We start from the raw sequence: 12,216 nt of genomic DNA, 5'->3' as shown, positions 1-12,216 counted from the left end.
CGCCCGCAACGGAGACAACATCATGACCAAGCAGAACAACCAGGGCTACAGCCTCGATCCGGTCACCTTCGAGGTCCTGAAGAACGCCTATGTCAACATCGTCGACCAGATGGCCGAGCAGATCCTGCGGACCTGCTATTCCTTCGTGATCTGGTCGCGCGACTTCTCCTCGGCGCTGTGCGACACCGAGGGCAACACGATCATGCAGGGCAGCGGCGACATCGCCGCGCATGTCGGCACGCTGCACTACACCGCCAAGGCGGTGATCAAGAAGTTCGAGGGCGACATCCATCCCGGCGACGTCTTCGTGGTGAACGACGTCTACCAGGGCGGCACGCATTTCAACGACACCCGGATCTTCGCGCCGATGTTCTTCGAGGGCGAGCTGCTCGGCTTCGCCCAGGCCAACGGCCACTGGGCGGATGTCGGCGGCGCGGTGCCGGGCTCGTTCAACGTGAGCGCGCTCGACCACATGGCCGAGGGCCTGCGCATCACCCCGGTGCGCGTCTACAGCAAGGGCAAGTATCTCTCCGACGTCGCCGAGCTGATCGCGCACAACACCCGCAAGCCCGACGACATCATCGGCGACCTGCAGGCCCAGGCCGAGGCCTGCCGCCTGGCCGAGCGCGAGATCCAGCGGCTCTGCCAGAAATACGGCGTGGAGACGATCAAGACCTCGTTCGCCGAGGTGCAGGACTATGTCGAGACGCTGACCCGCCAGCGCATCTCCGAGCTGCCCGACGGCACCTGGGAGACCACCGACTACATCGATGTCGACCCCGCCGAGGGCGAGGGCCTGATCCCGATCAACGTGCGGATGACGATCAAGGGCGACTCGGTGCACTACGATCTCTCCGGCTCGCATCCGCGGACGATCTCGACCTTCCTCAACTGCTGCTATGGCGGCGCCTTCGCGGCGATCGTGGCGGGCACCAAGATGCAGTCGCCCGACATTCCGCTGAACTCGGGCTTCTACCGGGTGGTGACGGTGGAGCTCGGCCCGGTCGGATCGGTGGTCAACGCCGACTGGCCGACCCCGGTGGCCGGCTTCTGCTCCGGCCCCTTCGAGAAGATCATGAACTCGGTCTTCGAGCTCTGGGCCGAGATCCTGCCCGAGCGGGCCATGGCCTGCACCTTCAACCTCGACTACCTGCTGATCGGCGGGCGCGACACGCGCCACGAGGACAAGCCGATCTTCATGTGGTACGACTGGATGGTCGGCGGCTGGGGCGCCCGCAACGGGCGCGACGGCTGGGCCGCCACCGGGCCGGTGTTCGGCGTGCAGCTCGGCACCCAGCCCTTCGAGGGGCAGGAGCGGCTCTCCCCGGTGTTGACCACCGAGCACGAGCTGCTGATCGACAGCGGCGGGCCGGGCGAATACCGCGGCGGCATGGGCGTGCAGAAGGGCGGCACCCTCTATGCCTGCGAGCGCACCGTGGTCTCCTATTGCTGCGACCGCGAGCGCTCGGTCACCTGGGGGCTCTGGGGCGGGCTGCCCTCGTTCCCGCATGGCGTCTGGGTGAACCCTGGGCAGGAGGGCGAGCGCTATCTCGGCTCGATCTTCTCCGGCGAGCCGCTGCACCAGGGCGATACCGTGACGCGCCCCTCGGCCGGCGGCGGCGGCCTCGGCGACCCGCTGCGGCGCAGCGTCGAGCGGGTGCTGAGCGATGTCACCGAGGGCTATGTCTCGATCGAGCGGGCGCTCAAGGACTACGGCGTCGTGGTGCGCCTGCTCGACCCGGACCTGGCGGAATACGAGGTGGATCTCGACGAGACCCTGGCCGCCCGCCAGCGCATCGCGCGGGAGCGTCCGGCGATGCTCGAGGAGGACCCGGAGGCGGTCGCCGCGCGCTACCGTGCCGGCGAGCTCACCCTGCTCGACCTGATCCGGCAATACGGCGTGATCGTCAACTGGGGCTCGGGCGAGCTGCTCGAGAAGACCACCGCCCAGTTCCGCGACATGCTGAAGCGCCGCACGGTGCCCTACTGGTCCACCAGGATCGAGCAGGTCGACATGGACCGGCCGACCCTGCGCGTGGCCTGAGCCGGCGCAGCCAGCCGCCCGGGCGGGATCTCCGCCCGGGCATCACGGCCCGCGCCGGGCAGGGCCGGCGCGGCGCGGCAGGACAGGGGCCGAAGAGACGATGACGGATCGCCGCACGCTTTCCTTCTGCGCCGTTTCACCGGATCATGCCGCATATTGCGGCTTCCCCGGCGGGAGCCTCCACCTCTATATTTTCATGCCGAAGGAGCAGCGATTGTGAGCAAGCCGGACAGCCAGGAGCCGTTTCGCATCGGCGTCCTCTTCTCGGAAACCGGGATCACCGCGGCGATGGAGCGCTCGATGCTCCAGGCCGTCACCTTCGCGGTGGAGGAGGTCAACGCGACCGGCGGCATCGATGGCCGCGAGCTTGTCATGGTCCGCTACGACGCCGGCTCCGACCCGGTCTATTACAACTACCTCGCCGAGCAGCTCATCGTCAGCGACGGCGTGCGCGTGCTCTTCGGCTGCTACCGCTCCAGCACCCGCAAGGCGGTGATCCCGGTGGTCGAGCGCCACAACGCGCTGCTGATGTATCCCGCCCAGTACGAGGGCTTCGAATATTCCAAGAACATCATCTATGGCGGCGCGGTGGCCAACCAGAACAATGCCCAGCTCGGCGACTACCTGCTGAAGAACTTCGGCGCGCGGGTGTTCATCGTCGGCTCCGACTACATCTGGCCGCGCGAGGCGGGGCGGACGCTGAGCGACCTGATCTCGCTGCAGAAGGGCGAGACGGTGGGCGAGGTCTACATGTCGATGGACGTGCCGCAGGAATCGCTGACCGAGCTCGTCGCGCGGATCCGCAGCGCGGCGCCCGACGCGATCTTCTGCAACCTCGTCGGCCCCAGCATCGGGCTGTTCTACCGTGCCTATGCAGCGGCCGGGCTCGACCCGGCGCGGATGCCGATCGCCAGCCTCACCACCAGCGAGACCGATATCGCCGCGATGGGCGCGGAGTTCGCCGAGGGGCATCTCACCTCGGCGCCCTATTTCCAGTCGGTCGGCACCGAGGCGAATCTCGCCTGCCTGGCGCGGCTGCGCGCGAAATACGGCGCGGATGCGCGGACCAACATGTGCTGGGAGGCGGTGTATTCCCAGGTGCATCTCGTGGCGCAGGCCCTGCGCTCGGCCGGCACCGACAATGTCGACGTGCTGCGCCGGGCGCTGATCGGCTCGGAGTTCGACGCGCCGCAGGGCCGGATCCGGATCGACCCAGAGACCTCGCACACCTATCTCTGGCCGCGCATCGGCCGCGCCGACGCCACCGGCACCCTCGAGGTCATCCAGGATTCGATCCGGCCGGTGAAGCCCGATCCATACCTCACCAGCCATCAGGCGATCGACTGGGGCATGCGCGATGTCAGCGGCGGATCGGCGGGGTAGGGAACATGCGCGCGACACCGGATGACGATCTCGAGGTAGGCCCGCAGCCGCGCAGCCACACGTCGATCTCGGAGCTGATCCGGAACATCCGCGCGCTGCGCATCCTCGTGCTCACGCCGCCGAGCCCGGAAGCCGAGGAGCTGCTGATGCATCTCCAGCGCATCGGCTGCCGCTTCAACCGGATGTGGCCGCCGCCGGCGCAGATCCCCGGCGAGATCGACGTGGTCTTCGTCGCGGTGCGCCCGATCATCGAGGACAAGGTGGAGTTCGACTGGGCGGCCGAGGAGCCGCCGGCCTGCCTGATCGCCGTGGTGGATTACGAGAACCCGCTGGTCGTCGAGCAGGTGCTGCGGATGAACGCCCAGGCGGTGATCGGCCTGCCGGTGCGGCCCTTCGGCATCATGACCAATGTCCTGCTCAGCGTCGCCAACCTCAAGCGCGAGCGCCGGCTGCGAAAGCATTTCAACCGGCTATACGCAAAGCTTCAGGCGAGAAACGAGATCGAACGCGCGAAATCGATCCTGGCCGCGAGCCGCGGCATCAGTGCCGAGCGCGCCTATCAGCTTATCCGCGAGCAGGCGATGAACAAGCGCTCGACGGTCGAGGAGATCGCGAAAATCATCATCTCCGCCGAGGAAATCTTCAATATCGACTTGACAGAGAAACCCGACGCGGCAAAACTTTGATGCGCTGTAACGGCAAAAGTGCCGGACAGTCCACGGGCAGGATCGCCCCGGTGGACAACACGGACTCCAGCCAGAGTTGATAGGAATATCGACCGGCTCGGTTGCCCGCAGCGATTTTCTACAAATCACTGCCTTCCAGGTCTTGGCCCATGTCTTGGCCCCACCGGGATCGGTCTGCCAACTGCACGCTTTCGTTGCGGTGCAGTGCAGCCCTTCGCCATTCGCGCAGACAAGATCAACGACAGGGAAGCCAACATGAGACTGAACCGCAGACAGTTCTTCCGCAGCGCCAGCGGTGCCCTCGCCTTCGCCAGCTCCGCCGGCCTTCTCAGGAGCGCCGGGATCGCCGGCGAGGCGCCGATCGTCGTGGCCAACATCCTCGACCAGACCGGCGGGCTCAACATCTATAGTCTCAAGCAGATCAAGGCGGTCGCCATGGCGGTCGAGGAGATCAACGCCGCCGGCGGGCTGCTCGGCCGGCCGCTCGAGCTGGTGTTCTACGACTCCCAGTCGAACAACCAGTTCAACGCGCAGTACATGACCCAGGCGCTGATCCGCGACAAGGCGTCGGTGGTGCATGCCGGGGTCACCAGCTCGTCGCGCGAGGTGATGCGCCCGATCGCGCACAAGTTCCGCGGGCTGCTGTTCTACAACTCGATGTACGAGGGCGGCGTCTGCGACCGCCGCCATGTCTGCGTCGCGCAGGTGCCGGGCCAGCAGATCGCGCCGCTGGTGCCGCATGTGGTGAAGGAATACGGCAAGCGCTGCTACATCCTCGGCGCCGACTACATCTACCCGCACACCACCGCGAAATGGGTGCGCAAGTTCACCCAGGAGGCCGGCGGCGAGGATATCGGCGTCGAGTTCTTCCCGCTCGACGTCTCCAACTTCGCCCCCGCGCTGTCGCGCATCCAGGCGGCCAAGCCCGACGTCGTGTGGTCGATCCTGGTCGGCAGCGCGCACAACGCCTTCTACCGGCAATACGAGGCGACCATCGGCAAGGCGAACATCCCGCTCGCCTCCTGCATGTTCGGCATCGGCCGCGAGCAGACCTATCTCAGCGCCGACGAGGCCTCGGGGATCGTCAACGCCACGCCCTTCCACGACAGCCTGCCGACCGAGGCCGCGCAGAAGTTCGTGCGCGACTTCAAGGCCTATACCGGCGAGGACGACTATGTCGGCGACTATGCCGAATACGGCTATCGCGGCGTCAACATCTGGGCCAACGCCGTGCGCAAGGCGGGCGATCCCTCGCCCGAGGCGGTGATCGAGGCGCTGCCGGGCGTGCAGTTCGAGGCGCCCGGCGGGCTCGTCACGGTCGACGGCCAGACCAACCACGCCACGATGGACATCCATCTCGTCCGCACCAACCGCAACCAGGGCTGGGACCATCTCGAGACCTTCGCGCAGCGCCCCCCGAGCGACACGCAGGCGGTCTGCGACCTCAACGCCAACCCGAACGACCGCACGCAGTACACGCTCGAGCTCTGACCAGGCCGCCCCCCGGGCCGCTCCCGGTCCGCCGCGCGCCGCCTGCGGGCGGCGGCGCGGGCGGCCCGGGGGCGGCCACCGGGCGGCCGGCCGGGGGGCCGCCGCCCGCGATCCGTCCGGGACGCTGCATGCGCGCGCCAACGAGAAGGAACCCAACGTGCACGAGATCGTCATACACCTCTATCAGGTCATGTTCGCGATCGGGATCTTCGTCCTGATCAGCCTCGGCCTGGCAGTCATCTTCGGAATGATGCGGGTGATCAACCTGGCCCAGGGCGAGTTCATCATGCTCGGCGCCTATTTCTGCCTGTTCGCCACCCAGCTCGGGCTCGACTTCTGGCTGGCGGTGCTCTGCGCCGGCCTCGGCGTCGGCCTCTTCGGCATCCTCGTCGAGCGGCTGCTGATCCGCTTTCTCTACGGGCGCATCATGGACACGCTGCTCGCGACCTGGGGGCTGAGTCTCTTCATGGTCGGCCTCGTGACCAGCGTCTTCGGCCCGCAGGAGGCCGGGGTCGACGCCAAGCTCGGCAAGGTCACCTTCGGCGCCTATTCGATCGCGGAGTACAACCTCGTGCTGATCGCGGTGGCCGGGGCGCTGCTGGCGCTCACCTTCGCGATCTGGCGCTACACCCGGTTCGGGCTGGTGGCGCGCAGCGTGATGCAGAACCCGACGATGGCGGCGGCGCTCGGCGTCAATCCGCGGAAATACTACATGCTGACCTTCGGCTTCGGCTCGGCGCTGACCGGGGTTGCCGGCGCCATGCTCGCGCCGCTGGTGGGGAACCAGCCGACGATGGGCAGCTTCTATGTCGCCAAGGCCTTCGTCACGGTGATCTCGGGCGGCCCGGCGCCGCTCACCGGCACGCTCTATGCCTCGACCCTGTTCGGCGCCACCGACGGGCTGATCTCCTATCGCACCACGCAGGTGCTCGGCGAGATCGGCGTGCTGCTGATCGCCATCGTGCTGCTGCGCATGCTGCCGCTGGGGATCACCGGCCACAGCGCGCGGAGGGCCTGAGATGTTCGCACGCCTATCCGAAACCCAGTCGGTCTCGCTGCCGCCGGCACTCTGGTGGACCGCGGTCGCGCTGGCCCTCGCGGCGGGGCTCGCGATCCCGTCCTTCACCGGGCTCGACGTCCATCTCGACCTCTCGATCATCTTCATCTTCGGCATCCTGGCGCTCAGCATGGGCTTCATGTGGGGCCAGGTGGGGATGCTCAGCTTCGGGCAGACCGCCTTCTTCGGCCTCGGCGGCTATACCTATGCCGTCTGCTCGCTGAACTTCGGCGAGACCACCTCGGCGATGCTGCTGGCGATCCTGCTGCCGGCGATCTTCGCGACGGTCCTCGGCTATTTCATGATCTATGGCCGGATCAGCAACATCTACTTCACCGTCATCACCATGGTGGTGACCATCGTGCTGGAGAAGGCGATCCGCGCGACCTCCGACGAGAGCTTCGTGATCGGCGATGTCTGGCTGCGCGGACAGAACGGCATCGCCGGGCTGCCGGACCTGCAGGTGCCCTGGGACCCGGCCACCACGCTTTTCGTCACCGAGGTCTACTATCTCGCCTTCGTGCTGATGATGGCGGTCTATGTCGGCTACCGGATGCTGCTGCGGCACCGCTTCGGGCGGGTGCTGCTCGGCATCCGCGAGAACGAGCGGCGGATCAACCTGCTCGGCTACGACACGCGGCGCTACAAGCTGGCGATCTTCGCGATCTCCGGCGCGGTGGCGGGGCTGGCCGGCGGGCTCTACGCGGTCTGGGGCAACTTCGTCGCACCGGAGATGATGAACCTCAACTCCGCCGCCAGCGTGGTGATCAACGTGATCGTCGGCGGCAAGGCGACGCTGCTCGGCCCGCTGATCGGCACCGGCGTGGTGCAGTGGCTCACGGCCTGGCTCGGCACCGCCGGCGTCGGGCAGGTGAACCTGGTGCTCGGCCTCGTGCTGATCGGCTTCGTGATGCTGTTCCCGCAGGGCATCCTGCCGATGGCCGCCGGGCTCGGGCGCGAGGCGCTGGAGGCGGCGCGGCAGCTCTTCCGCCGGCGCGATCTGGCCGCGGCGGCGCTGCGCAAGGAGACCAACTCATGACCCCGATCCTGGAGACCCGCGGGCTGGTCAAGCGCTTCGGCGGGGTGGCGGCGATCGACGGGGTGGACTTCCGCCTCGAGCCGGGCGAGCTGCGCTGCCTGATCGGCCCGAACGGCGCCGGCAAGAGCACCTTCTTCAAGATGCTCACCGCGCAATATGCCCCCACCGCCGGCCAGATCCTGCTCGACGGCGACGACATCACCGACGAGGAGCCCTCGGAGATCAGCCGCCGCGGCGTCGGCATCAAGAACCAGGTGCCGGACGTGCTCGACGGCCTGAGCGTGCGCGAGAACATCTGGATCGCGGCGCGCGGGCGGCACGACACGGCGGGCGCCGATCACGCGGTGTCGGAGATCCTCGAGCGGCTCAATCTCGGCCCGCTGGCCGACCGGGTCGTCGGCAAGCTGTCGCACGGGCACCGGCAATGGGTCGAGTTCGGCATGGTGCTGGCGATCAACCCGCGCCTCGCGCTGCTCGACGAGCCGACCGCGGGGATGACCGCGGAGGAGACCCGGCGCACCGCCGAGCTGATCCGCGAGATGAACCGCAGCATGGCCATCGTGGTGGTCGAGCACGACATGCAGTTCGTCCGGACCATCGCGCACCGGGTCACGGTGTTCGACCAGGGCCGGATCCTCGCGGAGGACACGATGGACCGGATCCAGGTCCATCCCGAGGTGCTGCGGATCTATCTGGGGACATCCGGACATGCTTGAGATACGCGCGCTGCGCGCCGGCTATGGCGCGATCAACATCCTCAACGGCGTCGAGCTCTCGGTGGCGCAGGGGGAGGTCGTCGGCATCCTCGGCCACAACGGCATGGGCAAGACCACGCTGCTGCGGAGCCTGATCGGCGAGCTGCCGGCGAGCGCCGGCGAGATCCGCTTCGACGGCGCCGAGATCGCCGGCTGGCAGAGTCATCGCCGGTCGCTCGCCGGGCTCGGCTACGTGCCGCAGGGGCGGGCGATCTTCCCCGATCTCACGGTGCTGGAGAACCTGCGCATGGGCGAGGCCATGCGCCCGGGGCCGAGCGCGATCCCCGAGATCCTCGGGCATTTCCCGGCCCTCGGCGATCTGCTGAACCGGCCGGGCAGCGGGCTCTCGGGCGGGCAGCAGCAGATCCTGGCGCTGGCCCGCTGCCTCGTCGGCCGGCCGAAGCTCGTGATGCTCGACGAGCCGACCGAGGGCATCCAGCCCTCCATCGTCGAGGAGATCGCCGCAACGCTGGCGCGGCTGCGCCGCGAGCTCGGGCTCACGATCCTGCTGGTCGAGCAGGACCTGCGCTTCATCGAGGCGCTGGCGGACCGGGTGCTGATCATCCAGAAGGGCCGGATCTCGGCCGAGATCGCACCCTCCGAGCTGCGCCGCCCGGACATCCTGGAGGCGCATCTCGGGCTCTGAGGCGGCGCCGGGGCTGGCGGCGCTACATCGCCGCCAGCTTGCCCTTCTCCGGCTTGCCCGTGGGCGTCCGCGGGATCTCCGAGAGGAACACCGTCTGCGCCGGGACCATGTATTTCGCCATCCGCGTCGCGCAGTGCGCCTGCACCGCATCGGCGGTCAGCGCCCGGCCCGGCCGCGGCACGATGAACACCTTGATCTCCTCCTCGCCGAGCGGGCTCGGCACCCCGATCGCCGCGCAGTCCTCGATATCCGGGTGCGCCAGCACGCCTTCCTCGACCTCGAAGGCCGAGACCATCTCGCCGCGCACCCTGATCCGCTCGGCCTTGCGGCAGACGAAGTAGAACAGCCCCGCCTCGTCGAACCTGGCGATGTCGCCGGTGTGGAACCAGAGGTTGCGGCGGCTGGCCAGGGTGGCCTCCGGCATCCCGAAATACTCGTCCGAGATGATGCCCGGCTCGCGGCTGCGCACGAGCAGCTCGCCGGGGGTGCCCGGCGGCACGGGATCGTCGTTGTCGTCGACGATCGCCACCTCGAATTCCGGCAGCACGATGCCGCCCGGATGGTCCCATTGCGGCACCACCACCCAGCCCGCATCGGTCGAGCCATAGCCGCCGCCGGGGATGAGATGGGTGTTGAAGCGCGCGTCGAACTGCGCCTTCGGCACCGGCGCCGGGGTCGCCCAGCAGCGGCTCACCTTGTGCATGCGCTCCTCGGGCCGCTCCGGCGCCGACCAGAGAAGCTGCTGCACCGAGCCCAGCATCATGAACCAGGTGGCCCCGAACTCGCAGATCTCGGGCCAGAAGTTCGACAGGCTGAACCCGTCGCGCAGGATCAGCCGGCCGCCCGTGATCATCGCCGTCAGCCCGTCGTAATAGGCCGGGCCGATATGCGCGAGCGGGTAGGGGGAATAGACCGCGTCCGCCCCGGTCACGCGGAACGGCGGCACCACGTTCTCCGCCGTGCGGATGGCATAGCGATGCGAGAGCTGGCAGCCCTTGGAGACGCCGGTGGTGCCCGAGGTGAACATGATCGCCGCCGGCGTCAGGTCGCTCGCGAGGTTGCGGATGTGGTCGTCCCGCTCCGCCAGCAGCGCCTCGAAGCGCAGCACCTCGAGCGCCGGGAACGCCGCCCGCACCGCCGCCTCGCCATCGGTGACGATCAGCGTGCGCAGCGCGGTCAGCTCGTCGCGGATGCCGGCCAGCGCCTCGGCATGGGCGCCCGAGGTGATCAGGTAGGGCGTGCCGGTCAGGTTGATCGTGCGCGCCAGCGCCGGGCCGCGGAAGGCGCGGTTCACCGAGACCTCGACCGAGCCGATCTTCTTGAGCGCATAGCTGGCGGCGAGATAGTCCACCCCGTTCTCCAGCATGATCGCGACATGCGAGGGCGGTCTCCCGGTGACCGCCAGCAGCCCGTGCGCGAAGCGGTTCACCAGCTGCTCGAAGGCGGCATAGGTCCAGGTCTCGCCCGAGGGCGCGATGGTGAGGAACGGGCGCTGCGCGTAGCGCTCCGCGCAATCATGGAGCAGCTCGCCTAGGGTCGTGCGAAGAGCCAAAATATACCCTCCTCTGGCCGGTCCGGCAGAGGGTAGCGACGGCCGCCGCCCGCATCTTGCCGTTTTGCGACCGGAACGGGCGCGGGCCGACATTCCCGCGCCCCGGGTTTCGGCCCTCGGCCCCCTCAGAGCACCGGCCTGATCGCCTCCAGCGCGCCCGGCCCGGTGCCGCGCAGCAGGGCGATGTCGGTTATCAGGAGCGCGCCGGGGCGGCGCATGACGAGGCCGGCCCTGGCCAGCCGGCTCATCTCGCGCGAGACCGCCTCGCGGTGGCTGCTGATCCGGTCGGCGAGCGCCTGATGCGTCGGCGCGGGGGCGATCTCGACACCGTCGCCCGCAGCCCGGCCGGTGGCCGCGAGGCGCAGCAGCTCGCGCTGCAGCCGCTCGCGCATCAGCATGGTGCTGTATTCGAAGACCCGGGTGTTCATGTCGCGCGAGACCGCGGTGACATGCGCGAGCAGCGCCCGGGCGAAGCCGGGGTCCTCCGCGACGAACCGGTCCAGCAGGCTGCCGGCAAGCCCGGCGACCACGACATCGGTCAGCGCGACGACGCTGGCCGAGCGCGGCGCCTTGTCGATGGCCGAGAACTCCCCGAAGATGTCGCCCGGCGCGAAATCCCGGAACGACACGGTCCTGCCCTCGTCCGACGCCAGCGAGGCGCGGGCCTGCCCCGCGAGCATGAAATGCACGGAGGTGCCGTCCTCGCCGGCGAGCAGGATGGTCTCGCCGCGGCCGCGGCGGCGCCGTGTCCAGTGCCGCTCCAGGCGGCTCCGGGTGTCGTCGCCCAGGCGGTCCAGGAAGGGGCGGCTGGCCATGGCGCTGAGCCTCGAAGCGGGGACGGGCGGAAATCCTACCATCCCTGTGCGGAATGCCACAGCGGTTGCGGGGCGGCGGACCGATCTTCGGAACACCGAACCTGTTCCAGGAGTGCATCATGTATCCCGAGAAACCGCGTGAGACGTATGATTGGAGGAACCGTTCACGGAGCGAGCCGAGCCCGCTCGGCGCCGTCATCCTGTTCGCGATCCTGGGCGGACTGCTGGCCCTGCTCTGAGGCCCGCGGCGCCGCGCCGCCCCGCGCCCCGTGGCAGCGCGTCAGGCGGACCGGGCGTTCACCGCCTCCAGGCGTTCGGCGATGATCCTGATGACGCCGAGCGCCACCTCCGGATATTCCCGCAGCAGCGCCAGCACCACCTCGCGCTCGATCCGCAGCAGCCGGATCTCGCCGGCCGCGGCCAGCGCGGTGTTGCGCGGGTTCCCGGTCAGCACCGCCAGCTCGCCGACGATCTCGCCCGCATGCAGGGTGGTGAGGCGCCGCTCGCCCGCATCGGTCGGGATCAGCACCTCGACATCGCCCTCGAGGATCACGAAGGCGGCGTCGCCGCTGTCGCCCTTCTCGGCGATCCGCTCGCCGGGCAGATAGGAGAGCACGTCGCCGGTCATCGCCACGACCCGCAGGCGCGACTCGTCGAGCACGCCGAACAGCGGCATCCGCCTGAGCACCTCCATCGCCGAGCCGAGGCTCATGCTGCACCTCCCGGATCGTGCCGGCGCGGCCCGGCC

The 12,216-nt window shown here is 68.8% G+C and carries 11 protein-coding genes; 8 read left to right on the top strand and 3 right to left on the bottom strand.

Translation table 11 applies throughout. The annotated features are described in order from the left end of the window. Positions 1 to 22: 22 nt before the first annotated feature. The 8 genes from QSJ97_RS03570 to QSJ97_RS03535 all read left to right on the top strand — a co-directional run bounded on the left by QSJ97_RS03570 (position 23) and on the right by QSJ97_RS03535 (position 9,101). Positions 23 to 2,044, top strand: coding sequence for a hydantoinase B/oxoprolinase family protein (locus QSJ97_RS03570; RefSeq protein WP_285670179.1), 2,022 nt, complete (start codon positions 23 to 25; stop codon positions 2,042 to 2,044). A 216-nt stretch (positions 2,045 to 2,260) separates the two neighbouring features. Next, on the top strand, positions 2,261 to 3,427 hold the full coding sequence (locus QSJ97_RS03565; RefSeq protein ID WP_285670178.1) for a transporter substrate-binding domain-containing protein: 1,167 nt from the start codon (positions 2,261 to 2,263) through the stop codon (positions 3,425 to 3,427). Between the two features lie 5 nt (positions 3,428 to 3,432). Then, positions 3,433 to 4,113 carry an ANTAR domain-containing response regulator gene (locus QSJ97_RS03560; RefSeq protein ID WP_285670177.1) on the top strand — a complete coding sequence of 227 codons (681 nt, stop codon included), beginning with the start codon at positions 3,433 to 3,435 and terminating at the stop codon, positions 4,111 to 4,113. Positions 4,114 to 4,368: 255 nt separating this feature from the next. Next, complete coding sequence (locus QSJ97_RS03555; protein WP_285670176.1) at positions 4,369 to 5,604, top strand: transporter substrate-binding protein; 1,236 nt, start codon at positions 4,369 to 4,371, stop codon at positions 5,602 to 5,604. Positions 5,605 to 5,761: 157 nt separating this feature from the next. Beyond that, complete coding sequence (locus QSJ97_RS03550; RefSeq protein WP_285670175.1) at positions 5,762 to 6,622, top strand: branched-chain amino acid ABC transporter permease; 861 nt, start codon at positions 5,762 to 5,764, stop codon at positions 6,620 to 6,622. Between the two features lies 1 nt (position 6,623). Continuing rightward, entirely contained in the window at positions 6,624 to 7,700 is a 1,077-nt protein-coding gene (locus QSJ97_RS03545; RefSeq protein ID WP_285670174.1) for a branched-chain amino acid ABC transporter permease, read from the top strand. Beyond that, complete coding sequence (locus tag QSJ97_RS03540; RefSeq protein ID WP_285670173.1) at positions 7,697 to 8,416, top strand: ABC transporter ATP-binding protein; 720 nt, start codon at positions 7,697 to 7,699, stop codon at positions 8,414 to 8,416. Before QSJ97_RS03545 ends, QSJ97_RS03540 begins: the two co-directional genes overlap by 4 nt. Beyond that, complete coding sequence (locus tag QSJ97_RS03535; protein WP_285670172.1) at positions 8,409 to 9,101, top strand: ABC transporter ATP-binding protein; 693 nt, start codon at positions 8,409 to 8,411, stop codon at positions 9,099 to 9,101. Before QSJ97_RS03540 ends, QSJ97_RS03535 begins: the two co-directional genes overlap by 8 nt. Before the next feature lie 22 nt (positions 9,102 to 9,123). Here QSJ97_RS03535 and QSJ97_RS03530 read toward each other — a convergent pair whose 3' ends face one another. The 3 genes from QSJ97_RS03530 to QSJ97_RS03520 form a co-directional block, all read right to left on the bottom strand. Further along, positions 9,124 to 10,653 (bottom strand): AMP-binding protein, encoded by a 1,530-nt coding sequence (locus tag QSJ97_RS03530; protein ID WP_285670171.1) that lies wholly within the window; start codon positions 10,651 to 10,653, stop codon positions 9,124 to 9,126. Between the two features lie 125 nt (positions 10,654 to 10,778). Further along, complete coding sequence (locus QSJ97_RS03525) at positions 10,779 to 11,468, bottom strand: Crp/Fnr family transcriptional regulator (protein WP_285670170.1); 690 nt, start codon at positions 11,466 to 11,468, stop codon at positions 10,779 to 10,781. Positions 11,469 to 11,748: 280 nt separating this feature from the next. Beyond that, positions 11,749 to 12,180: a cyclic nucleotide-binding domain-containing protein gene (locus QSJ97_RS03520; protein ID WP_285670169.1), complete on the bottom strand. Its 432-nt coding sequence runs from the start codon at positions 12,178 to 12,180 to the stop codon at positions 11,749 to 11,751. Positions 12,181 to 12,216: the final 36 nt, after the last annotated feature.

It is taken from the genome of Paralimibaculum aggregatum, from assembly GCF_030270585.1.
Taxonomy (GTDB): Bacteria; Pseudomonadota; Alphaproteobacteria; order Rhodobacterales; family Rhodobacteraceae; genus Thermohalobaculum; species Thermohalobaculum aggregatum.
The sequence above is the reverse complement of the archived record's forward strand: the minus strand, read 5'-3'. Positions and strand labels throughout refer to the sequence as shown.